This window comes from Pseudogemmobacter lacusdianii, assembly GCF_030848395.1.
Classification (GTDB): domain Bacteria; phylum Pseudomonadota; class Alphaproteobacteria; order Rhodobacterales; family Rhodobacteraceae; genus Pseudogemmobacter; species Pseudogemmobacter lacusdianii.
In genome coordinates this window covers 1-22,713 of the sequence record NZ_JAVDBT010000024.1, presented here as the reverse complement: position 1 = coordinate 22,713, position 22,713 = coordinate 1, and the positions used below count along the sequence as shown (strand labels likewise).

The 22,713-nt window shown below is 60.2% G+C and carries 19 protein-coding genes; 11 read left to right on the top strand and 8 right to left on the bottom strand.

The window, feature by feature from the left end; genetic code table 11:
- Positions 1-525: 525 nt before the first annotated feature.
- From Q9295_RS17340 to ocd, 7 genes are all read right to left on the bottom strand, one after another.
- The gene (locus tag Q9295_RS17340; protein WP_306681850.1) at positions 526-2,934 is read right to left on the bottom strand and encodes a GcvT family protein; all 2,409 of its coding nucleotides are present in this window, start codon (positions 2,932-2,934) and stop codon (positions 526-528) included.
- Positions 2,935-3,021: 87 nt separating this feature from the next.
- Positions 3,022-4,671 (bottom strand): M20/M25/M40 family metallo-hydrolase, encoded by a 1,650-nt coding sequence (locus Q9295_RS17335; RefSeq protein WP_306681849.1) that lies wholly within the window; start codon positions 4,669-4,671, stop codon positions 3,022-3,024.
- Between the two features lie 65 nt (positions 4,672-4,736).
- The gene (locus Q9295_RS17330; RefSeq protein WP_306681848.1) at positions 4,737-5,504 is read right to left on the bottom strand and encodes an amino acid ABC transporter ATP-binding protein; all 768 of its coding nucleotides are present in this window, start codon (positions 5,502-5,504) and stop codon (positions 4,737-4,739) included.
- Entirely contained in the window at positions 5,501-6,157 is a 657-nt protein-coding gene (locus tag Q9295_RS17325) for an amino acid ABC transporter permease (RefSeq protein WP_306681847.1), read from the bottom strand. Before Q9295_RS17325 ends, Q9295_RS17330 begins: the two co-directional genes overlap by 4 nt.
- Positions 6,154-6,780 carry an amino acid ABC transporter permease gene (locus tag Q9295_RS17320; RefSeq protein ID WP_306681846.1) on the bottom strand — a complete coding sequence of 209 codons (627 nt, stop codon included), beginning with the start codon at positions 6,778-6,780 and terminating at the stop codon, positions 6,154-6,156. The genes Q9295_RS17325 and Q9295_RS17320 overlap by 4 nt, the downstream gene beginning before the upstream one ends.
- 113 nt (positions 6,781-6,893) lie before the next feature.
- A complete protein-coding gene (locus Q9295_RS17315; RefSeq protein ID WP_306681845.1) occupies positions 6,894-7,661 on the bottom strand; it encodes a transporter substrate-binding domain-containing protein in 768 nt (255 codons plus the stop codon).
- A gap of 35 nt (positions 7,662-7,696) precedes the next feature.
- Positions 7,697-8,728, bottom strand: a complete 1,032-nt coding sequence (gene ocd / locus Q9295_RS17310; RefSeq protein WP_306681843.1) for an ornithine cyclodeaminase — start codon at positions 8,726-8,728, stop codon at positions 7,697-7,699.
- 126 nt (positions 8,729-8,854) lie between these two features.
- Here ocd and Q9295_RS17305 point away from each other — a divergent pair, with 126 nt between their 5' ends.
- Positions 8,855-9,271 carry an Lrp/AsnC family transcriptional regulator gene (locus Q9295_RS17305; RefSeq protein WP_306681842.1) on the top strand — a complete coding sequence of 139 codons (417 nt, stop codon included), beginning with the start codon at positions 8,855-8,857 and terminating at the stop codon, positions 9,269-9,271.
- 36 nt (positions 9,272-9,307) lie between these two features.
- On the opposite strand, the gene Q9295_RS17300 is transcribed toward Q9295_RS17305, so the two are convergent.
- Entirely contained in the window at positions 9,308-10,492 is a 1,185-nt protein-coding gene (locus tag Q9295_RS17300) for a M24 family metallopeptidase (protein WP_306681841.1), read from the bottom strand.
- Positions 10,493-10,994: 502 nt separating this feature from the next.
- Here Q9295_RS17300 and Q9295_RS17295 point away from each other — a divergent pair.
- The 10 genes from Q9295_RS17295 to Q9295_RS17250 form a co-directional block, all read left to right on the top strand.
- A complete protein-coding gene (locus Q9295_RS17295) occupies positions 10,995-12,608 on the top strand; it encodes an ABC transporter substrate-binding protein (protein ID WP_306681839.1) in 1,614 nt (537 codons plus the stop codon).
- A 413-nt stretch (positions 12,609-13,021) separates the two neighbouring features.
- Positions 13,022-13,510, top strand: a complete 489-nt coding sequence (locus Q9295_RS17290) for a MarR family winged helix-turn-helix transcriptional regulator (RefSeq protein WP_306681838.1) — start codon at positions 13,022-13,024, stop codon at positions 13,508-13,510.
- Between the two features lie 155 nt (positions 13,511-13,665).
- Positions 13,666-15,003: an NAD(P)/FAD-dependent oxidoreductase gene (locus Q9295_RS17285; RefSeq protein WP_306681837.1), complete on the top strand. Its 1,338-nt coding sequence runs from the start codon at positions 13,666-13,668 to the stop codon at positions 15,001-15,003.
- A gap of 77 nt (positions 15,004-15,080) precedes the next feature.
- Positions 15,081-16,727, top strand: a complete 1,647-nt coding sequence (locus tag Q9295_RS17280) for a peptide ABC transporter substrate-binding protein (protein ID WP_306681836.1) — start codon at positions 15,081-15,083, stop codon at positions 16,725-16,727.
- Positions 16,728-16,854: 127 nt separating this feature from the next.
- The gene (locus Q9295_RS17275; RefSeq protein WP_306681835.1) at positions 16,855-17,805 is read left to right on the top strand and encodes an ABC transporter permease; all 951 of its coding nucleotides are present in this window, start codon (positions 16,855-16,857) and stop codon (positions 17,803-17,805) included.
- Between the two features lie 9 nt (positions 17,806-17,814).
- The gene (locus Q9295_RS17270; protein ID WP_306681834.1) at positions 17,815-18,696 is read left to right on the top strand and encodes an ABC transporter permease; all 882 of its coding nucleotides are present in this window, start codon (positions 17,815-17,817) and stop codon (positions 18,694-18,696) included.
- A gap of 3 nt (positions 18,697-18,699) precedes the next feature.
- Entirely contained in the window at positions 18,700-20,028 is a 1,329-nt protein-coding gene (locus Q9295_RS17265) for an NAD(P)/FAD-dependent oxidoreductase (protein WP_306681833.1), read from the top strand.
- A gap of 36 nt (positions 20,029-20,064) precedes the next feature.
- Complete coding sequence (locus tag Q9295_RS17260; RefSeq protein WP_306681832.1) at positions 20,065-20,415, top strand: cupin domain-containing protein; 351 nt, start codon at positions 20,065-20,067, stop codon at positions 20,413-20,415.
- A gap of 35 nt (positions 20,416-20,450) precedes the next feature.
- Complete coding sequence (locus Q9295_RS17255; protein ID WP_306681831.1) at positions 20,451-22,073, top strand: ABC transporter ATP-binding protein; 1,623 nt, start codon at positions 20,451-20,453, stop codon at positions 22,071-22,073.
- A 418-nt stretch (positions 22,074-22,491) separates the two neighbouring features.
- A partial coding sequence (locus tag Q9295_RS17250) for a hypothetical protein (RefSeq protein WP_306681829.1) occupies positions 22,492-22,713 on the top strand: 222 nt, incomplete at its 3' end.

The following is a 22,713-nucleotide window of genomic DNA, read 5'->3' as shown; positions in this document are numbered from 1 at the left end:
ACAAAAACCACAGGGACACCAATCTCTTGGCGCTGCCTGCAACCTCGCATCCAGAATTTCGTATCGCAGCAATCTTTCAACCGCCGCTCCTTCCGCCTCCCGCCAACCTTCCGCTTGCGCTTCCGATCACCGTTCCGCTTCGGTGAGGCGGTATCTAGGCCCCACAGCAGGCAGCCGCAAGAGGGAAAAACGCGGAAGTCAAAACTTTGCACCGAAAACGAACCCGGCCTGGGGCGATGCTCGCCGTCCTAGCCGCGGTTTTCTCCAATGATTGCTGGTTTTTTTCTGGCCTTCCCGGCGCGATCAAAGGCTTGGCTGTTTTTGGCCCGGTTCTCCTGCCCCCGGCGGATTTGGAGCTCGGGCGCCGGGAATCGCCCCGGTGAAGCCGCAGAATCGGCCCCGTTTGGTAGAATCGCCGCCCGGTCGTTGCTGTGCGATTCCCCGAAAGTAGCTTTTCGACTCGGTTTACGTCGCAGATGCGGACCTGGGAAAAAGAATAGGGCGCCTTACGGCGCCCTATGTCGTTTAGCTTCGCATCTTCTTGCCTTCGGGGTCGTAAGGCGAGGCGGGGATGATCTTGGCCGCGCAACGCTCTCCGACGATATGGACCGAGAGCGGCTCGGTGCCGGTGATCGCGGCCAGATCGACCATGGCGATCGCCAGGCTCTTGCCCAAGCTGTGGCCATAGCCACCCGAGGTGACATAGCCGATCAGTTGCTCACCTTGCCAAACCGGCTCATAGCCGGTGCAGTCGGCGGTGGTCGCTTCAACTTCAAGCGTGACGATGCGCTGGGTGGTGCTGGGCGCATCGCGGTCCTTACGAGCAGCCTCGGCGCCGATGAAGTCACCTTTATCATAGGCGACGAAGCGGTCGAAGCCGGTCTGCACCGGGGTGTAGCCTTGGGTGAACTCCCGGCTCCAGATGCCGTAGCTCTTTTCGATCCGCAGCGAACCGCCGGCATAGAAGCCGACCTCTTTCAGACCAAGCTCAGCCCCGGCAGCCAGAAGCACGCGGCGCAGGCCCGCATGTTCCAAAGCGCCGCAGTTGATTTCAAAGCCCAGCTCGCCGGTCAGCGACATGCGCACGACGCGGCAGGTATAAAGCCCCAGATCCACCGTGGTGGCGCCGAAGATCGGCAGGGTGCTGAGGTCTTGATGCGTCAGCTTTTGCAAGATCTCGCGCGATTTCGGGCCCGAGATGGCAAAGCCGCAGACTTGTTCAGAGATGTCTTTGAGCGCGACGCCTTCCGACATATGGCCCTCGAACCAGCGCATATGCCACTCGCGCAGGTAGAAGGAGCCCATCAGCCAGAAGCTGCCATCGCCCCAGTTCATCACCGTCAGATCGCCCTTCAAGCGGCCATCCTCGGCCAGCATCGGTGCCAGCTTGGCGCGGCCAGCTTTCGGCAGTTTGCAAGCCAGCAACCGGTCCAACCAAGCCTCGGCGCCCGGACCTTTGACCTCGTAGCGCGAATAGGCCGAGATATCGAGCAGACCAGCGGCCTCGCGCACGGCTTTGACTTCGGCGGCGACATAGTCGAAGGCACCCGAACGGCGCAGGCTGGGCTTTTCGACGAAGTCCGCAGGCGCGAAGTAAAGCGGGATCTCCAGACCCCAGCTTGCCCCCCAACGCGCGCCAGCCGCCGTCATCCCGTCATAAGCGCCCGAGGTCTTCAAGGGACGCGCGGCGGGCAGATGCTCGTTCGGATAGGTCATCAGGAAGCGGCGCGAGTAGAACTGGCCGGTGGTCTGACGGATATATTCGCGGTTGCCGGCGTGGTTGCCGTAGCGCGCGATATCCATGCCGAAGATATCGGCCTCGGCCTCGCCATGCACCATCCATTCGGCCAAAGATTTGCCGACGCCGCCGCCTTGCAAGAAGCCCGCCATCACGCCGCAAGCCAGCCAATAGTTCGGCAGGTTGCGCACCGGGCCGACGATCGGGTTGCCATCGGGCGAGAAGGTGAAGGCGCCGTTGACCCAACGCTTGACGCCCGCGTCTTGCAGGCAGGGGAAGCGGTGGAAGGCGAGGGCCAGTTCTTCCGAGATCCGCTCGGGGTCTTCTTGGATCAGTTCGATGCCGTAATTCCACGGCGCGCCGTCCATATTCCAATGGCGGAAGTCTTGCTCATAGATGCCAAGGAGAAGGCCATTGCCTTCGCGACGGGTGTAAGAGAAGCCGTCGAGGTCAACCACCGCCGGGATATCGCCTTTGATCGCGGCGATCTCGGGGATGCTTTCGGTGATCAGGTAATGGTGCTCCATCGGTGTGACCGGCAGCTCCAGCCCGACCATGCGGCCAAGCTGCTTGGCCCAAAGGCCGCCTGCGTTCACCACATGCTCGGCGTGGATGGTGCCTTGCTCGGTCTCGACCACCCATTCCAGATTGGGCAGTTGCTTGAGCGCCAGCACCCGGTTGTGCTCGATGATATCGGTGCCCATGTTCTTGGCCGCGCGGGCATAGGCATGCACCACGCCCGAGGGATCAACGAAGCCTTCGCTCTCGGCGACCATACCGCCTTTGAGGTCATCGACATGGACCAGCGGGCAAAGCTCTTTGATCTCTTCCGGAGTCACCATACGGCAATCGTCGATGCCAATCGCCTGCATCGAGCGGAAGTTGCCTTGCATCGAATCCCAACGGTCAGCATCGCGGGCAATCAGGATGCCGCTGGTCATATGCAGACCAATGTTAACACCGGATTCCTTTTCGATCTCGGGCAGAAGCTTGATCGTATAGGACTGCAGCGCCGACATGTTCGGGTCCGAGTTCAGCGTGTGGATGCCACCCGCCGCATGCCAGCTTGAGCCCGAGGTCAGGACGTTGCGCTCAATAATCGCGGTGTCGGTCCAGCCGAGTTTGGCCAGATGATAGGCAACCGAGGCACCGACAACACCGCCGCCAATAATGACGACACGATAGCGAGATTTCATAACGCGCTCTCTTCAGTATGGAGAATGTTCAAGGGGTACTTGCGCCAAGCGCCCCGTCGTTCAGACGGAGCGCTTGAGCTTTGATCGTCAGGCTTTAGGGGCCAGGAAGGCGATGGCGATTTCCTTCAGCACTTTGGGCAAGATGCCAAAGGCATAGGGTCCATGTACGCGCTCAAGCCGCTGGTGGAACTCACGCCCCCAAGGGCCGATGTTCACGGTCGGGAAGCCCAAGGCTTCGGCCGAGGGCTCATCCACCAAACGCGCGGCAGGGGTGTTCTGCGCCACCACATCTGCGCCTTTTTTCTTCGGCTGACCAAGGAAGCTCATATCCGAGATGCCTTGGAAATAGGGGCGGCGGCAGTGCGGCTGCTCTGCGGCAACGGCCCAAGCCTCGGCCTTCTCGATCGCGGCAAGAAGGTCCGCAGCGCGCGGATCGGCCGGGTCCAAACGGCTCGGCGGATAGTGCAGACCGGCAAAGCCGATGACCACGCAGGGGCCCTTCAGCAAGGCCGCATTGGCCAGCCATTCGGTCAGACGGCGCGACAGTTCCAGCGGATTGTCGATCCCGGCAAGGCTGGCTTCACAGTCGGCAAAAGCCTTCTCGGCTGCGGCATCGGCCAATGCAGTGGCGCGCAACTCGGCCAAAGTGATCACCCGCGCCGCGCCCGTGGAGGCCCCGGGGCTGGCTTGGATCAAAGCCCCATAAGCGGCGGCGTTTTTACGGAAGGCCTCGGTCGCGCGGGTGAGCGCAGCCTCAACCTCGGCGCGGAATTGCGTGAAGCGATCTTCAGCGGTGCCCGATTGGAAGAGCCAGTTGAACGAAAGCCAGAACCGCTCGGGCGTCGTCACCTCATAGACATTGCGGGTGTCCCGCGCCTCAAGGCAGATCGGCGGCGGGGCGACATCGCCGCCACCGGCATCCGCCAGATTGGTATTGCCCTCGATCCCGCGCAGGATCTCAGCCCCGATCAGCTGGGCGGAAATACCCTCGAACGGATAGGAGACATGCGAGGATTGGCCGATCACATAGGCAAAAGGCAACAGCTTGCCGATGGTGCCTTCATAAACAGCACGCCCCAAAGCGCCGTCGCCCTGATCCGAGGTCGCATCAAGGTTGATCGCGGCATCCAGCTCAAGCCCGCGCGCGGCCAGATAGCCGGGAAGATCTTCGCGCAAAGCCCGCATGCCGCGGCTTTCACGCTCTTCATCCGGCGTGGTCATGAAGAGCAGATTGCCCTCACGGCCCTCAAGCGTCGAGAAATGCTCGATCAAAGCAATCCCAGCGGCCAAACCGCTTTTCATGTCGAGCATACCACGGCCCGGCACGAAATCACCGCCTTGGAAATCCGCCAAAGCGCGGGCCTCTTGCTCCGAGAGGCTGCGCGAGGCGAGATCCGCGATCAGCGCTTCGCGCAAAGGCACCGGATCACAGGCGAGATGCGCCAGCTCATGATAGTTCTGGATCGAGACGGTGTCGTAATGCCCCGCCATGCCCAAGGTGCGCTTGCCGGTGCCACGCACCAACGCCAGCAGGTTATAGGTCTGCGGCTGGCCATAGGCCGGATAGATGGTGATATCGTCGGGGTTCTCGCGGAAATACGGAATCTCCAGCAGGTAATCGCGCAGACGCATGGCGAAATCCGCCTCACCCTGCAAACCACCTTCGCTGTTCCACGACACCAGATCATGCGAGATCTGGGCGGCGCGCTCCTGCACATTCCATTGATCTGTAGACATAGTTTATCCTTCCCCTCCCATGACGGAGGAAGATCCTTAAAAGTTTGCTGAGGCTTTCGGCGGTCTTAGCTTGCGAGGTGCTTGCGCAAGAAACTTTGCGTGCGGGCCATGACCGGGTTCTTCAAGACTTGCTCAGGCGGACCTTGCTCGACCACAAGTCCGTCTTCCATGAAGAGCACCCAGTCCGAGACCTCGGCGGCAAAGTTCATCTCATGGGTGACGATCAGCATGGTCATCTGCTCGGCCGCGAGCTGCTTCATGACAAGGTTGACCTCATCGACCAGCTCAGGGTCCAGCGCCGAGGTTGCCTCGTCAAAGAGCATGACCTGCGGGCGCATGGCCAAAGCGCGGGCGATTGCCACGCGTTGCTTTTGACCGCCCGAAAGTCGTGCCGGGTAGGCATCGGCCTTATCGGCGAGACCAACCTTGGCCAGCAACTCCATCGCTTGGACCTTGGCTTCAGCTGGGCTGACGCCCTTCAGCTTGATCGGGCCGATGGTCAGGTTTTGCAAAGCGGTCAGATGCGGGAAAAGATTGAACTGCTGGAACACCTTGCCCATCTTTTGGCGCACGGCGTTGATATGCGTCTCATAGGCGCGACCGGTCAGCGGCTGGTTGACCAGCTCACCATTCAACCAGATCTCGCCCGCATTCGGCGGTTCAAGCATATTGATCGAGCGCAACAGCGTGCTCTTGCCCGACCCGCTTGGCCCGATGATCGAGACAATCTTGCCGCGCTCGACGGTCAGGTCGATGCCCTTAAGCACCTCATGGCTGCCAAAATGCTTACGGATGCCTTTCAGCAAAACCATCGGCTGGGTTTGGGTGGTCATTTGATGGCCTCCAAGCGACGCGCCAACCGGCGCAACACCCACTCCATGCCAAGATTAATGACATAATAGAGGGCTGCGATGGTCAGATAGAATTCAAAGGGACGGAAGGTGCGGCTGATCGACAATTGCGAGCTAAGCACCAGTTCCGTGATTCCGATCACCGAAAGAAGAGCGGTATCTTTCAGCAAGATGAGGGTGTTGTTGCCCAACTGCGGCGTGGCAACCAGCAAGGCCTGCGGCAAGATGAAGTGGCGCAAAGTCGCCAGACGGCCAAAGCCCAAAGCGCGCGACGCCTCGGTCTGGCCAGGATCGACGCCCAAGATCGCGGTGCGCATGATCTGAGCATTGTAGACGGCATAATGCAGGCCCAAGGCTGCAACACCCGTCCAGAAAGCCGGCAAATTGACGCCAACCTGCGACAATCCGTAATAGACCAAGAAGAGCTGCAGCAAGAGCGGCGTGCCCATGATCAAGAAGCAGATGAACCGGACGGGCCAGCGCAGAACCAACGGGGCGTAAAGCAATATCAGCGCGAAGAGAATGCCGCAAACTGTGGCGATGGTCGTGGCCAAAGCGGTGATCAGCAGCGTCCACAAGAGCCCGTTCAGCAAGACGCCTGCATAGGGCGGGACAACGGAGAAATCGAGCATCATGACGGTTTCCCCTCTTCCACGCCAAAGCGCCGCTCCAACAAAGCGACGCCGCCCGTGACCAGATAGGTAAGCGCCAGATAGAACACGGCAGCCACACCCAAAGCCTCAAAGGGCTGGTAGGTGGCATTGGCAAAACGCTGGCCCGCAGCGGTCAGTTCGACCACGCCAATGGCCGAAACCAAAGCGGTGCTCTTCAGCAAGATCACGGCATTCACCCCGACCGAGCGCAGGATCAGCGGAGCGGCTTGGGGGAGGATGAAAAAGCGCATCGTCTGCGCGCGTCCAAAGCCCAAAGCCCGGGCTGCCTCGGTCTGGCCGGGGCTAACAGCCAAAATGGCGCCACGCATACCGACCGAGATATAGGCGCCAATGTTCAGGCCAAAGCAGATGCAACCAGCGGTGAAGGCGTCCAGCGAGAGCCCAAGCTGGGGGCCGCCAAAGTAAAGCACGAACAACTGCACCAAGAGCGGGGTGCCGCGCATGATGCTGATATAGACACGGGCAAAGCCGCGCAGCAGGGCAGAGCGCGAAAAGCCGGCCCATGTCAGCACCGAGGCGACAATCAGGCCAAGGATCAAGGTCACAGCGAAAAGCTGCACCGTCATCCAAGCAGCTTCTGCCATGAAAGGGGTGATCCTAAGGATCAGTTCAAAATCCATCGCGCAGCGCTACTCCGTCGACATCAAACTTAAAGGCGGGTGAGGGAAGGCCCCTCACCCGTTACACGACGACTGGCTTACCAGATGTCAGCGCCGATCCACTTTTCCGAGATCTTCAAATAGGTGCCATCAGCGCGCATGTCGGTGATCGCTTGGTTGATCGCTGCGACCAGCTCGGGGTTGCCCTTTTGGGTCGCGACCGCGATTTTGAACTGCGGCAGGCCTTCAATTTCCAGCGCTTTCACGTCAGCAGCGCCTTCGTTCACAGCCACCAGAACCGGGATGTCATCTGCGACGACGGCGTCGATCCGGCCAGCTTTCAGCTCAAGCAGCATTTCCGGGATCGACTTATAGGTCCGAACGGTCCAGCCGCCACGGTCCTGCGCCCATTGCTCACCCAGTTCGCCCAAGGTCGCGCCAACGGTTTTGCCAGCAAGATCATCCAGCGAAGCCAGTTCCGAGCCATTCGGCACGAAGATTGCCAGACCCGAGTGGTAATAGGTCGTGGTGAAGTCGATCGCCAAAGCGCGCTCTTCGGTCACGCCGATCGAGCCGATGATGGTGTCGTATTTGCCCGAAACGAGGCCGGCAATGATGCCGTCCCATGCGGTCGAGATCACATTGGCTTTAACGCCCAAACGTGCAGCGATCTCTTCGCAGATATCGACATCGAAGCCGACGATCTTGTTTTCTTCATTCGCAAAGCTGAAGGGAGGGAAAGCACCCGAGTTGGCGCAGCTCAGCTCGCCTGCGGCTTTGACAGCTTCGAGACGATCGGCTTGTGCAGCACCGGAAAGGGCAGCAGCCGAGACGCTCAGGGCCAGCATCAGCTTCTTGAAATTCATTGTTAGCTCCACAGTTGGTCGTTTAGTTCAACGCTTCAGGCAGTCATCAGAGAATCTGCGGTTGCATAACCAAACAGGTCTCTGGGGTCGTCAGGGGCGGCGATTAAATCGATGCTGCGGCACAAGCCAGAGCCAATCGCCAAGTCACGCATCAAGCGCAGCGCAGAAAAATCTTCAACCGCAAAGCCGACGCTGTCGAAAAGCGTGATTTCCCGGTCATTGCGGCGGCCCGGATGGGCACCGGTCAGGACTTGCCACATCTCGGTGACGGGGAAATCTTCGGGCATTTGTTGCAACTCGCCCTCGATCCGGGTCTGCGGCGTGAACTCGGTGAAAACCTCGGCGCGGTTCAAAATGTCCTTTGCCAGCTCGGTTTTTCCCGGGCAATCGCCTCCGACGGCATTCAAATGCACGCCCGCGCCGACCATATTGTCGGAAAGCACCGTGGCATTGCGTTTGTCGGCAGTGACGGTGGTGATGATATCGGCACCCAAGGTCGCGATCTCGGCGGTATCGCAAGGCTCGATCTCAAAACCATGCCCGGCCAAATTGTTCATAAATTTGGCGGCCATCCGCGGATCTGCATCATAAATACGCAGTTTCTCGACGCCAAGGATGCACTGGAAGGCCAAAGACTGGAACTCAGACTGCGCGCCAAGCCCGATCACAGCCATCACTTTGGCATCTTTGCGCGCAAGATATTTCGCCACCATCGCCGACGTGGCCGCCGTGCGCAAAGCCGTGATGACGGTCATCTCTGAGAGAAACACCGGGCAGCCTGTGTCAACATCCGCCAGCATGCCGAAAGCCGCTACAGTGGGCAGGCCACGTTCGCCGTTCTTCGGGTGGCCGTTGACATATTTGAAGCTGTACTGGCTTTGATCGGCCACAGGCATCAGCTCGATCACCCCATCGGGCGAATGGCTTGCGATGCGCGCACATTTGTCAAAATCAGACCAGCGCCGGAAGTCTTCTTCCAGATAGTCCACCATCTTTTCGAGAATCTCGCCGATACCGTGCTGGCGCAAAAGCGCTTTGACGTCGTCGGTTCCGAGGAAAATCGTCACGTTCACTCTCCAGAAGCCTTTCTGCCAGCCTAGGAATGTCTTTTATCAGAGTGAACATCACTTTTGGTTGAAATCGTCACATAACTGTTGATATCGTCAGCCACGTTGACACAATCGGCAATATTGATGGACCAACTCGACCACAATCTTCTGGCAGAGCTGCGCATCAACGGCCGCGCCTCGGTGCCACAACTCGCCACGCTTTTGGGCGTTGCTCGCGGCACGGTGCAAAAGCGGTTGGACCGGATGATTGCCGAAGGCATCATCAAAGGTTTTACCGTACGGCTGCGAGAGGTGGACCGCGGCACGCTGATCCGGGCGATCGTGATGATCGAACTCGGGGGGCGCAATATTCCCGCCGCCATCTCCTCGATCAAGAAGCTGCCGGGCTTTGCCAATCTCTCCAACACCAATGGCGCTTGGGATATGGTTGGCGAGATCGAGGTCGGCACGATGAATGAGCTGAACATTCTCATCTCGACCGTGCGGCGCATGGAAGGCGTACTGAAGACAGAGACGCATATTTTGCTGGGCCCCGCCTAAGCGACGAGGCCTCTGCTCAAGGGCTTAGAGCCGCGTTTAAAGCGTCGCGCCGAAGGGGTCATCCAGCCGCTCGGCCGGGGGCGCGAACCAGCGCGGGCCGTCTTCCGTCATATAGACAATGTCTTCCAGACGAACGCCGCATTCGCCGTAAACGCAAAGCATCGGCTCGATCGAGAAGCACATGCCGGGGGCCAGCGGGGTGGCGTTGCCGCCGACGATATAGGGCGCCTCATGGATGTCCAAACCCAAACCATGCCCGGTGCGATGCGGCAGGCCCGGCACGGCATAGCCCGGACCAAAGCCCGCATCGGTGATCACCTTGCGCGCCGCCGCATCAACCGAGGCGCAGCTGGCGCCGATCTGAGCCGCAGCAAAGGCGGCGGCATGGGCGCGGCGCTCCACCTCCCACAGCTCATGCTGGCGGTCGGTGGGGGTGCCGAAGACATAGGTGCGCGTGATGTCAGAGCAGTAGCCGTGCAGCGTGCCGCCCATATCGACCAACACCATATCGCCATCGGCCAGAATTTGGGGATGCGGGACACCATGCGGATAGGCCGTCGCCTCGCCAAATTGCACCGCGGCAAAGAGCGGCTTCAACCCCAAGGCGCGGTGCGCCTCAAGAATAAACTCTTGCACTTCGGTGGTCGAAACCCCCGCCCGCAGCCCCGCATGCACCGCTTTGTGCACGCTATGGCTGGCAGTCATCGCGGTCTGGATCAGCGCCAGCTCGGCGGGCGATTTGATCTGCCGCTGCGCAGAGATCATCCCTTGCGCCGAGGTGACCGGCCCCGCAACCGCCTGCATCAGCGCTGAGGCAAAAACGAACGGCGTCGCCGGGTCCAAGGCCAGCCCCTGCCCGGGTGCTGCAAAGCCAGAAACCTCGGCCGCCATCAAGGCATAGGGGTCTTCGTGCTCTTCCCAAACCGCAATCCGCGCCGGAATCTTCATCAATTCTAGCAGCTTGGGCTCTTCAAACTTGGGCGAGACATAGATCAGCGCGCCCTCCGAGGGCACCAAGGCGCCGTGGATCCGCTCGGAAAGACCCAAGGTCAGCCCGGTGTAATAAGTCAAAGACGACGAGGCATCGAGCCAGACCGCCTTGATCCCGGCTCCACGCATCAGCGCCTGCAGCCCAGAAAGCCGCGCCTCCAATTCTGGCAGCTGAATCGCCGGCATAACCACCGGTTCAAAGCGGGCTAGCGCAGTTGCAAAATCGGTCATCAAGCGGCTCCGTTCTCATTCATCAACTTGCAGACAGGCTGGCCCCTTGGCCCAGCCGGGACTGACACACTCATTGCGGTTCCCCGTGGGTGTCACGTTTCGCACAAACTGAGAAGCCCCGTTTTGCCCCCCCTCAGCCGGGCATCCGGCAAGAGCAATCCTGCCAGCGCACTTCCTCCCCCCGCAAGCGCCCTGCCCTGTTCGGAAGCAGCGCTTCGCGAAAGCCAGCCCCCGCCATGGTCGGCCTTAAAAAATTCGTTGCGTCAAAAGGTCAGCGCAGCTTAGGCTTCGATCATCAGTGAATCAGAATTTTGTTTCACTAGTCGACAAAGCTGCTGCGCCTACCGTTGTGATGAGTTGCCAGGACCAGCGCCAGTCTCCGAGCCTTTGGCCCGTTGATCCGCGAAGACCGCCATTTCCGGCGACACGCCACCCCACTGCCAGAACCACGTCCACCACAAGACGACAAAGGCCATAAGAGCCACCACATAGGGAGACTACCATGCGCGTGAGACAGACCCCCGCTGCAGCAAGACTGCCCCGCAAATTTACCCTAAGCGCCAGCCTTATCTTGGCTATGGCGGCCGCCGCAGCGCCCGCGATGGCCGAAGAGCGCGCTCTGATCATCGCGCGCGACATGGACATCAACTCGCTCGATCCGCAGCGGGCTTGGTGTGACACCTGCCAGATCTACAACACCTCGGTCTATGAGCAGCTTTTCACGCTGGACGCCGACAACCAGCTGAAGCCGCTTCTGGCATTGAGCTATGAAGGCAATGCCGATCAGTCCGAGTTCACCTTCAAGCTGAACCCGGACGCCAAATTCTCCGACGGCTCGCCGGTTGAGGCCAAAGACGTGGTCTGGACCTACCAGCGTCTGAAGAACATCAAGGGCAGCGCTTCGTTTGTGGGCGAAACCGTCGCCTCGATGGAAGCCCCGGATGCGCATACCGTTGTCTTCAAGCTGGTCTCGTCGAACTCTGAATTCCCCGCGCTGACCTCGGGCCAGATGTCGGGCATCCTCAACAGCGATGTGCTGATTGCCCAAGGCGCTATCGCCGATGAGACCGCAGCCGAAGCCGATGCGGCCGAAGGCTGGTTGATGACCAACTCGGCCGGTTCGGGCCCCTTCGTGCTGGGCGCCTATGAGCCGAATGCTGAACTGCGCTTGGTGCGCAACGACGCCTATTGGGGCACTGCACCGGCCGTTCCGGAAGTGATCTTCCGTCAGGTTAAAGATGCCGTCTCGCAAGCGCAGATGCTGCAATCGGGCAGCGTTGACCTAGCGATGCAGATTGACCCGGACACGCTGAAGACCCTCGAAGGCTCGGATGTGGTGATCTACAACAAGCCCTCGTTCAACTTCGTCTACCTGACCCTGTCGCCGGGTGCCAAAGACAATGCCGTGCCATTGACGCCGGAAGTGCGCGAGGCGATTTCGCTCGCCGTGGATCGCCCCTCGCTTATTGAATTCACCCTTGGCGGCCAAGGCCAGCCGATCGCAGCACCGATCCCGCTGGGCTTCCCGGGCGGTGACGGCCATACCATGCCCGAGTTCAACCCCGAGAAGGCCAAAGAGCTGCTGGCGGCTGCCGGCCATCCCGATGGCTTTACCATCAAAGCGGTCTATCCGGACCTGAACGTCTATGGCGTGGACTTCAACTTGGCCATGCAAAAGATCCAGCAAGATCTGTCGAAGATCGGCATCAAAGCCGAGTTGCAGCCGGTGCCCTTCCCGAACTGGCGTGAGCAAGCCAATGGCGTGGGCATCCCGATGTCGATGGTCTTCTTCGCCCCCGACTTCTTCGGCACCTCGCAATATGTCGACGTCTTCGGCCTGATCGAAGGCTCGGTCTGGTCGAACCGCGCCACCGGCAGTGGTGAGAAGGTTGTGAACCCGAACATGGCCGCTGTTCGCGACGCCGCTCTGGCCGCCGCAACGCCGGAGGAAGCCACCGCGAAATGGTTCGAAGCTGGTGAGCTGATGATCGCAGATCACGTCATCCTGCCACTCGTTAGCCCCGACATCATTTTGGCCCATGCGCCCGATGTCAAAGGCGTCCGCTACAGCGCCTGCTGCAACCTGCCGCTGGCCGAAATCTCCATCGGCGAATAAGCCTACCTCCCCGCGCACGGATTGCGCGGGGGCTCTCTGACATAAAGCGCAACCGATGAATGCTCCGACCCGCGCCCTGCGGTCGGGGCATTTTTCATTTGGGTGGCAAAGGAGAACGGCCCGCGCGTAATGGTCTCGATCAGCTTATAGGCGAATATAAGGACTGGGACGGCGCTCGACTAAGAGCAACGCCGGCGCTTTCGGCTCGCGGAGGTTTCCCTAGATTCTGCCCTGCCCCACGATTAACGGATGAAATATTAGGCAAACTACCGTCGGGCACCAAAGATTATGTCCAAAAAACCCAACGTCATTAAGGGAAAATGACTAATCCTGCCCTCGTCACGAAATTTTAGTTGAAATGTTCCACTTTATTCATAATCTGCCGCCCAACAGCATATGAGGAAGCAGATCTGATGACGCAGGCGGCCACCATGCAACCCAAGGGCGATGAAATGCCTTCGCTTGGGTTCTTGGACGATCAGCTGTCATTCTACATCCGCATCATCGAAATGGCGGTGAGCCGGAACCTTGACCAGCGGCTCAGGGCGATGAATTTCACCGCGCGTAAAGGCACCATTACGGCGCTCTTTTTGATTGCCCGCCACCCGGGTGTGCGCGTTGGCACCATCGCACAGACCTCTCAACTGGATAAATCGCTGGGCACCAAGATCGTCGATGAGCTGGTGGTCGGCGGCTTTGTCGAAAAGCGCCCCGATGAGCGCGACGGCCGGGCGACCGGGCTATATATCACCGCCAAAGGGCTGGAACTCGCCGATCAGCTTGAGATCGTGGCCACCGATCAGTCGAAGAGCTTCTTTCTGGGCATCATGAGCCAAGAAGAGCATGACACCGTGATCGACATCCTGCGCCGCGCCTTCCTCACGATGCGGGGCAAAGCATGAGCCGCCCTTTTCTCCTTAGCGCCGTCTTTGCGACGGCCCATCTGACCTACAACCCGCCGTGACCGCGCGGCTTTGGCCGCAACCCTCCCCCCGCCCTTTCTCAAGGTCAGCTACATTGCGCTGGCCGCCCAATACCAAGATGAAGAGCCTTTGTTATGCCTGGTCCGTTTGTGGTCCCCGTTCACGGGGATAGTGAGCTTCCCCAAAAAGTTGACGTTGTGGTTATCGGCGGCGGTATTATCGGTGTCAGCACCGCTTTAGAGCTGGTCGAAGCCGGAAAATCGGTTGCGATCTGCGAGAAAGGCGGCATCGGGCACGAGCAATCCAGCCGCAACTGGGGCTGGGTCCGCGTCGCCCGCCGCGACCCTCGCGAGATTGACTTGGTCATCGAGGCGCAAAAGCTTTGGCGCGATCTCAACCGCCGCACCGGTCGCGACACCGGCTACCGGCAGACCGGCATTGTCTTCACTGCGCAAAACGAGAAAGAGTTGGCCGATCATGAGGCTTGGCTCAAGCATCTGGACGGGCGCGGCGTTGATTGCCGGATCATGGGCAAGCCCGAGTTTGACCAGCGCTTCAGCTCCTCGGCGATGAAACGCGCCGGCGCGCTCCTTTGCATGGACGACGGCCGGGCCGAGCCGCAGATGGCCGCCCCCGCGATTGCCGAGCGCGCCCGCGAGCTGGGCGCGCATATCCTGACCGAATGCGCCGTACGCGGCATCGAGACCACCAATGGCGCGGTGTCGTCGGTGGTCACCGAGCGTGGCGTGATTGAATGCGATGCCGTGGTTCTGGCGGGCGGCGCTTGGTCCGAGATGTTCTTGCGCTCGATGCGCAAAGGGCTGCACCTGCCGCAGTTGAAGGTGAAAAACTCGGTTCTGCGCACCACGCCGATGTCGGGAGGCCCCGAGGAAGCGCTCTGGTCCGACAATTTTGCCGTCCGCAAGCGCGAGGACGGTGGCTATACGATCGCTTCGGGCCACGGCAATATCGCAGATATCACTCCGGCTTCCTTCCGCTATTTCATGGACTTCATTCCCGCGCTGAAGGTGGAATGGAAGAACCTGATGCTGCGCTTCGGCTGGCGCTTCTTTGATGAGGCGCGGATGGATGCCTATTGGAAGCTCGATCAACCCAGCCCCTTTGAATTCGCCCGCGTGCTGGATCCTAAGCCCTCGCAAAAGCTGGTAGATGACTCGCTACGCTTGGCGATCGCCGCCTTCCCGGGCCTGAAAGGCGCCAAGATCGCGCAAACTTGGGCCGGCTATATCGACGCTTTGCCCGATGCGATCCCGGTTATGGATTCGGTGCCAGAGGTGCCTGGCTTCTTCGTCGCCACCGGCTTTTCGGGGCATGGCTTCGGCATCGGCCCTGGCGCGGGCAAGCTGATGGCTGACCTGGTTTTGGGCCGTCCGCCGGTGGTCTCGACACAAGCCTTCCGCCTGAAGCGCTTCGTCGATGGCACCAAGATTGAACTGATCACCGGCTACTAAGCGAGCCGCACCTCATCACCCTTTCCCAACAACAAAGCCGGGCAACCGGCCAGACCCTCTCAATCACAGGACTGATAATGTTGCAGACCTCTTTGACGATGAACCGCCGCAAAGCCCTGATGTTCCTCAGTGCCGCCGGTGTTACCACCGCACTGCCAAGCCTGACGCAGCTTGGTGCAGCCCACGCACAAACCGCGCCTGCGGGGCAAATGGTTGTGGGCTTCAGCCAAGAGCCGACCGTCTTCCACCCGCACCTGCTGCACGTCGAATGCGACGAAGGCGTGCACTACGCCATCTTTGACCCGCTCTTTGACGTGGACGAGAAGGGCGAATACTTCCCGATCTTGGCCAAAGACGTGCCGACGGTTGCCAATGGTGGTATCTCGGAAGATGGCCTGACCTGGAAGATCCAGCTGCGCGATGGCGTCACCTGGCATGACGGCAAGCCCTTCACCGCAGAAGACGTGAAGTTCACGCTTGAATTGATGATGAACCCCAACTTCCAATCCTGGCGCCGCGCGGGCCATGAGCTGATCGAAGAGATCACCGTGGTCTCGCCGACCGAGATCACTTGGAAGATGAAAGAGCTTTACGCGCCCTATCTCGCGATCCTCGCTTCAACCTTCATCGTGCCGAAACATGCCTTTGAAGGCCAAGACCTGAACGATGGTCCCTTCAACCAAGCCCCAATCGGCACCGGTGCTTACAAGCTGAAGAACCGCGTGCCCGGCGATCACATCGAGCTTGAGGCCAACACTGAATATTTCGGCGACGGCCCCTATCTTGAGCGCGTGGTGATCAAATACATCCCCGACCTCACCGTGATGTACACGCAGCTGAAGACCGGCGACATCGACGTGCTGGCTCTGCAATGGATCACCCCCGACAACTATGCCGAGGCACAAACCATCGCAGGTCTCAACCTCGAGCTGATGGGCGCGCCTTTTGTGGAAGGCCTGAGCCTGAACCTGCAACGCCCGGTCTTCCAAGACCCGAAGGTGCGTGAGGCGCTGTATCTCGCCACTGACAAAGCGACGATCATCGACGTGCTCTACTACGGTGTGCAACTTGCCACCGAATCCTACATGCCGCAGCAGTCCTATTTCTATAATCCGAACCTGCCGGCGCACAGCTACGATCTGGAAAAGGCAGCGGCACTTTTGGACGAGGCTGGCTGGGCTATCGGCGATGACGGCGTGCGCGTGAAAGACGGCCTGCGCTTGTCGTTCACCTGCTCGACCACAGCTGGCAACCACCTGCGCGAGCAGACCCAGCAATTCATCCAGCAAAGCTACAAAGAGATTGGCGTCGAGATGCTGATTTCGAACCTGCCTCCGGCCGTGATGTGGGGCGATCACTGGATGCTGTCGCAGTTCGACATGGCGCTGGCGGCACTGTCGCTGGTTTCGGGCCCGGATCCCGACAGCTCGGACTATCTCCGCTCGGACGCTTCCGCTGCAATCGGTGGTACGGGTCAGAACACTTGGGTATACCAAAGCGCCGAGGTGGATGAGCTCTTGGCAAAAGGCGCCTCGATGGTCGATCCGGAACAGCGCAAACCGGTTTATGAGCGTTTGCAAGAGGTGGTCCGGCAAGACCTGCCGTGCCTGCCGCTCTTCCAGCACGTCAACATCCGTGGCTCGAAAGTCGGCGTGCAGGGTCTGGTGCCCAACGTGAACAACCGCGTTGACACCTGGAACATCCGCAGCTGGCGTTGGGCCTAAGTTTCGCCCGGCAAGGCGAGGGCCGCCCTAAGCGCGCCCTATCCCTTGCCCACAGCGATTTTACCTTTGCCGGGGCGCAGCAGATGCGCCCCGGCCTTCCTGTCCTTCTTTTCACGGTAACACGCGCATGATCCGCTTTCTGCTCGGACGCCTATGGCAAAGCGCCATTCTGCTGCTGCTGGTCTCTTTGATCGGCTTCATGGTGCTGCATCTGGCACCCGGTGGGCCGATGTCCCGCTTTGCTCTGACGCCCGGCATGACCAAGGAAACCTTGGACCGGATCGCCGAGGAGATGGGGCTGAACCGCCCCCTGATCGTGCAATATTTTGACTGGCTTTGGAGCTTGATCCAAGGCGATTGGGGCCAAAGCTTCCGCGACAAGCGCGATGTGCTGGCGGTGATCGGCAGCCACCTTTACGCAACCTTGCTGCTGATGGGCGGCTCGACCGTGATCTCGATGCTCTTGGGCGGCTGGATCGGCGTGCGCTCGGCCATGCGGCAAGGCGGCAGCTTCGACTATGCGATGACGATCTTCTGTTTCGTGGCGCTGTCGATCCCGACCTTCTGGTTCGGTCTGGTGGCAATCTTCATCTTCTCGCTTTGGCTCGGCTGGTTGCCTGCCGGCAATATGATCACCGTCGGCGATGGCTCGCTGGGCGATATTTTGATCCATTTGATCCTGCCGACAATCGTTCTGGCCTTGGTGAACGTCGCGATCTGGGCGCGCTATATGCGAGCGGCCACGCTTGAGGTTCTGGGCCAAGACTTCATCCGCACCGCCAAAGCCAAGGGCCTTAGCCCGCGCCGGATCATGAACAAACACATCCTCGGCAATGCGCTGGTGCCGATGATCACCCTGACCGGCATGCAGCTTCCCACCCTTCTGGGCGGCGCTTTGGTGACCGAGACGGTCTTCACCTGGCCCGGCATGGGGCGGCTCTTCCTCGATAGCCTTGGCTATAACGACTATCCAGTCGTGATGGGGCTTTTGATGTTCTCGGCCATTCTGGTCGTGGTCTGCAACCTTTTGGCGGATGTGATCGTGGCGCTTGTCGATCCCCGCATCCGGCTTGAGTGAGAGTGAATCATGAGCACAGCTTCCCTTCCGCTCGCCCCCAAAACCGGCTTCTGGCACAATCGCGCCGTTAAGCGTTTCCGCAGCAACCTCTTGGCCAAGATTGGCCTCTTCATGGTTGTCGCGCTGACGCTTGCCTGCTTCGTCGGCCCTTACCTTCTGCCCTATGACGAGCTTTTCATCGATGTCCGCAACCGCTTTGCCCCGCCGCTGACCGGAGGCCATATCTTCGGCACCGATCCTTTGGGCCGCGATATTGCCGCGCGTCTGTTCCACGCCGGACAGATCTCGCTGATGGTCGGCTTTATGGCGATGATCATCTCGACGGTGATCGGCACCGTGGTGGGCGTCGTCGCAGGCTATCGCGGCGGCTGGATCGGCGCGGTCTTGATGCGGCTGGTCGATGCCTTCTTGGCCTTCCCCGCGATCTTCCTGCTGCTGGTGCTGGCTGCCTTCATCAAGCCAAGCCCGCTGATGATCACTTTCATCATCGCCATCACCAGCTGGATGGAAGTGGCCCGTATCGTCGAAGCCGAGGTCAAGACCGTGCGCGAACGTGACTATGTCATGGCCGCCCGCAGCTTGGGCCTGTCGTCGTCCTGGATCATGTTCCGCGAGATCCTGCCCAATGTCATCGCGCCGATCGTCGTCGCCGCCACCCTGACCGTGGCCCGCTCGATCTTGATGGAGGCTTATGTGTCCTTCCTTGGCTACGGCATCCAAGCGCCCACGCCGAGCTGGGGCAATATGCTCAACGGTGCGCAGCAGTATCTGATTCAAGCGCCGTGGATGGCGATTGTGCCGGGCCTTGCCATAACCATCGCCGTTACTGGCTTCAACTTTATCGGCGACGGCCTGCGCGACGCGCTCGACGTCCGCTCGCAAAAGAAGTGACCCATGTCCAAGCCTAAGTTCTCCCCTTTCGAGACCTCATATTGGTTCGCCTCGGCCCCGCCAGCACCCAATTGCCCGGCTTTGGACCAAGAGGTGCAGGCGGATGTCTGCATCGTCGGCGGCGGCTATACCGGCCTGACCACCGCGATCGAACTGGCGCGGCAAGGCGTCAAGGTTGCGCTGCTGGAACGCGAGCAGATCGGCTATGGCGGCTCGGGTCGCAATGCCGGTCATTGCAGCCCGACCTTCTCGTACTATCCGCTGGACAAGGTCCGCGCCCTCGTGGGCCAGCCCTATGCGGAGCGGCTGATCAAACGCCAAACCGGCGCGGCCGAGCAAGCGGCCGATTACATCGCACGCTACGGGATTGATTGCGAATGGCAGCAAAACGGGCTGGTGATCGGCGCGATGCGCCCGGGCCATATCGCAAGCCTGCAGCACAAGACCGAAAGCTATAACGCGGTCGGCGCTAAGACCCGCGTGATTGAGCGCGATGAGATGGTGGAACTCACCGGCACGCCGCGCAGCTTTGGCGGCTGGTATCACCCGCAAGGCGCGCATCTGCATCCGCTGAAATACGCCCGAGGACTGGCACGGGGCGCGATCTCCGAAGGTGTGTCGATCTATGCTGGCACCTCGGCGCTAAGCTGTGACAAGCTTGGCGGTAAGTGGAAAGTTGGCACCGAAAAGGGCGCAGTTGTTGCCGACAAGGTGATCTTTGCCACCGGCGCCTATACCGTGCCGGGCTGGCCAAAGCTGGAGCAAAGTTTCCAGATCATGCCGGTCTATGTCGCGGCGACGAACCAACTTTCCGACCATGCGCGCAAGGTCATGCTGCCCGCCAATACCTCGATGCTCGACGGGCGCGGTGATTTCTATTGCTATAAATGGAGCGCGGACAACCGGATCATCGCCTCGATGTTCTTGATGGGGCCGCGCGGGCGCGATCTGGATTACACCCGCAAGGTGATGACGGCCAAACTGAAATGGCTGCACCCGCAAGTGAAAGACGAGATCCGCTGGGACTATCTGTGGTTCGGCGAGTTGGACATGCAGTATAAAACCACGCCCCGGCTTTACGGCCTTGCCCCCGGCGTTGTTGCGCTGACCGGGCTTTCGGGGCGCGGCGTGCCGACCGGCACCATGCTGGGCGGTGTTCTCTCCGAATGGGCGATGGGTGTGCCCGAGACTGACCTCTCGCTGCCCATCGAGCCTTTGCACAAAGCGCCCTACTGGATGAAGCATGCGCCCAATTACAAACTGCGAGAAATGCGCGCGATCGACAATCTTTCGTCGCGCATCGGGGGCGTGACCCTGCCCCCCTTCGCTTGACGCCTCCCCCACCCTTAGACCAACAGGATGTCTAATATGACCAACACCTATGCAACCGTCGCTGGCGAGGCAAACATTGTCCCGGCCTACGACTCGACCGAAGGCGCAAAGTCCTTCCGCCGCACGCTTTGGGTTGAAGCTGGCGACGAAGCCGCAGCAGCCAAAGCCGCCGTCTGGATCGCTGAGCCCGGCACCTACCCCTTCGAAGGCCGCCCCTTGGACGAGACCTTTGTCGTTATGGAAGGCACCGCGGAATGCACCGTCGGCGGCGGCGAGACCAAGCTGATCGGCGCGGGCGATATCGTCACCATCCCGGTCGGCGTCACCATCGTGCTGAAGATCCTTACCCCCTTCCGCAAAGTGGCTTTCGTCGTTCCGAAAGTCTGAACTAAGCCAACGACTGCCCCAGCACGGGAAACACCATGACCGATTTGAACCAGTTGCCGAATGATAATGTCTTGTCCGTCAAGGCGCTCTCTGTCCGCCTTCCCAAAGGGATGGAGCGCAGCCATGCCGTGCAAGAGATCTCGCTTGAGCTGAAGCGCGGCGAGATCCTTTGCATTGTCGGCGAAAGCGGTTCGGGTAAATCGGTGACGGCAAGCACCGTGATGGGGCTTTTGCCCGATGCAATGGTGGTAGAGCGCGGTCAAATCCATTTTGGTGGCCGCGATCTGCTGCAATTGCCGGAAAAAGAGCGTCGCGCCCTTCGGGGCCGCGCGATTGCGATGGTGTTCCAAGACCCATTGTCCGCGCTGAACCCGCTGATGACCGTGGGCGATCAGATCGAAGAGGTTCTGATCAACCATAAGATCGGCGATCCCGCCTCGCGCCGCGCCAAAGTGCTGTCGCTTTTGGGTGAGGTCGGTCTGCCCGATCCGGCGCTGATGGCCAAACAATATCCGTTCCGCCTCTCTGGCGGGCAGCGGCAGCGGGTGATGATTGCCATCGCTTTGGCGCTGGATCCCGATGTGCTGATCGCCGATGAGCCGACCACGGCTTTGGACGTGACCGTTCAGGCGCAGATCCTTGAGCTGATCAAGGATCTTCAGCGCAAGAAGGGCGCGTCTGTGATGTTCATCACCCATGATTTCGGCGTGGTCGCCGATATCGCCGATCGGGTGATCGTGATGGAAAAGGGCCGTGTCGTCGAAGAGGGCACCGCCCGCGAAGTGCTGGGTAACCCCGCGCATCCCTATACCCAAAAGCTGATCGCCGCCGTGCCGCGCCTGCGCGAAACCGCCGCCGAGGATAAGGCTGAGGCCGCACCCATTTTGCAGGTGAAGAATCTGCAAAAGACCTATCGTTCGAAATCCGGCCTTTGGGGCCAAGAGCGTGTGGTCAAAGCGGTCGATGACATCTCCTTCACCTTGCGCCGCGGCGAGACGCTTGGCGTTGTCGGCGAAAGCGGCTCAGGCAAATCCTCGATGGGTAAGGTTCTGATGAAGCTGATCGAGGCCGATGCGGGCGCGATCCTTCTGGACGGGCAGGATATTCGCCCGATGACGGAAGCGCAGTTCCGCCCGCTGCGTCCCAAGATGCAGATGATCTTCCAAGACCCCTTCGCCTCGCTGAACCCGCGTCTCAGCATTGGCACCTCGATGACCGTGGGGCCGATTGCGCATGGCATGGACCGCGCGCAGGCGCAGACCACCGCCATCGCGCTCTTGGAGCGTGTGGGCCTTGGTCGCGCCGCCTTTGACCGCTACCCGCATGAGTTTTCCGGTGGCCAGCGCCAACGCATCGGCATCGCCCGCGCTTTGATGTTCGAGCCCGAGATCATCATCGCCGATGAAGCCGTCTCCGCACTGGACGTGTCGATCCAAGCGCAGGTTTTGCAGCTTCTGGCCGAGATCCAAGCCGAGCGGCATCTTGCGATGATCTTCATCACCCACGACCTGCGCGTCGCCAGCCAAATCTGCGACCAAGTGCTGGTGATGAACAAAGGCCGCGTGGTGGAGCTCGGCCCGCCGATGCAAATCTTCCGCAACCCGCAAGAAGCCTATTCGCGCCAGTTGGTCGAAGCGATCCCAGGCAAATCTTTCTAAGTCTCAACCCAAAGAGCCCCAGATCGCGCAGAACAACTTTCTGCGCGATTGGACCACCGGATTGGTTGGCCTTTCTGATTGGCTTTAAGAAAGCCTTCAGCCCTAAGCTGGCCCCAGTTCTAGGGCTGGCCAGAGCCAAGCGCACAGCATATCTGCTCCCCAAAGGGGGCAAGGCCGCCGCTATGAGTTTGAGGCGGCCTTTGCAGACCGCCTCTCCCCCCGCCAAGGCCATTTGGGCCCCCAAGACTAATAAAACGCCCTTATTGCTAAAGGCACACTCGTCAACAAACCGGGCGTCAGGCGGCGGCCCGGTTGAATGGTTAACGACTGGCACCCATGCAAGGTTCCACCCCTTCGGTAAGAAAGCGACGCGATGGGGCACCACCAATGCTCGCCCCATCACGTTAAAGAAATGTAAATGTCAGCTGGCGATGCGTTGGCAGCCTTACGATTCTACGCCTGGCGCAAACCAATCCAGTGGGAAGCCGACAATCGTGCCCAGCTCTGCCCCTGCTGTCATCTCTTGGCCGCCTTACCCAGCGGCCAAGCTCAGTTCGTCATGGTCTCAGGCTTGGCCCAACTTCGCCCATTCATCGCCCCATTGCATGACTTTATGGCCGTCGGAGACGTCGCGCCATTG

Bases quoted from the DNA above. Each gene is read 5' to 3' on its own strand.
- Q9295_RS17260 (WP_306681832.1), top strand. From the start codon at position 20,065: ATGACCAACACCTATGCAACCGTCGCTGGCGAGGCAAACATTGTCCCG.
- Q9295_RS17300 (WP_306681841.1), bottom strand. From the start codon at position 10,492: ATGACCGATTTTGCAACTGCGCTAGCCCGCTTTGAACCGGTGGTTATG.
- Q9295_RS17295 (WP_306681839.1), top strand. From the start codon at position 10,995: ATGCGCGTGAGACAGACCCCCGCTGCAGCAAGACTGCCCCGCAAATTT.
- Q9295_RS17280 (WP_306681836.1), top strand. From the start codon at position 15,081: ATGTTGCAGACCTCTTTGACGATGAACCGCCGCAAAGCCCTGATGTTC.
- Q9295_RS17315 (WP_306681845.1), bottom strand. From the start codon at position 7,661: ATGAATTTCAAGAAGCTGATGCTGGCCCTGAGCGTCTCGGCTGCTGCC.
- Q9295_RS17340 (WP_306681850.1), bottom strand. From the start codon at position 2,934: ATGAAATCTCGCTATCGTGTCGTCATTATTGGCGGCGGTGTTGTCGGT.
- Q9295_RS17320 (WP_306681846.1), bottom strand. From the start codon at position 6,780: ATGGCAGAAGCTGCTTGGATGACGGTGCAGCTTTTCGCTGTGACCTTG.
- Q9295_RS17335 (WP_306681849.1), bottom strand. From the start codon at position 4,671: ATGTCTACAGATCAATGGAATGTGCAGGAGCGCGCCGCCCAGATCTCG.
- Q9295_RS17325 (WP_306681847.1), bottom strand. From the start codon at position 6,157: ATGATGCTCGATTTCTCCGTTGTCCCGCCCTATGCAGGCGTCTTGCTG.
- Q9295_RS17285 (WP_306681837.1), top strand. From the start codon at position 13,666: ATGCCTGGTCCGTTTGTGGTCCCCGTTCACGGGGATAGTGAGCTTCCC.
- Q9295_RS17330 (WP_306681848.1), bottom strand. From the start codon at position 5,504: ATGACCACCCAAACCCAGCCGATGGTTTTGCTGAAAGGCATCCGTAAG.
- Q9295_RS17270 (WP_306681834.1), top strand. From the start codon at position 17,815: ATGAGCACAGCTTCCCTTCCGCTCGCCCCCAAAACCGGCTTCTGGCAC.
- Q9295_RS17265 (WP_306681833.1), top strand. From the start codon at position 18,700: ATGTCCAAGCCTAAGTTCTCCCCTTTCGAGACCTCATATTGGTTCGCC.
- Q9295_RS17290 (WP_306681838.1), top strand. From the start codon at position 13,022: ATGACGCAGGCGGCCACCATGCAACCCAAGGGCGATGAAATGCCTTCG.
- Q9295_RS17275 (WP_306681835.1), top strand. From the start codon at position 16,855: ATGATCCGCTTTCTGCTCGGACGCCTATGGCAAAGCGCCATTCTGCTG.
- Q9295_RS17255 (WP_306681831.1), top strand. From the start codon at position 20,451: ATGACCGATTTGAACCAGTTGCCGAATGATAATGTCTTGTCCGTCAAG.
- Q9295_RS17305 (WP_306681842.1), top strand. From the start codon at position 8,855: ATGGACCAACTCGACCACAATCTTCTGGCAGAGCTGCGCATCAACGGC.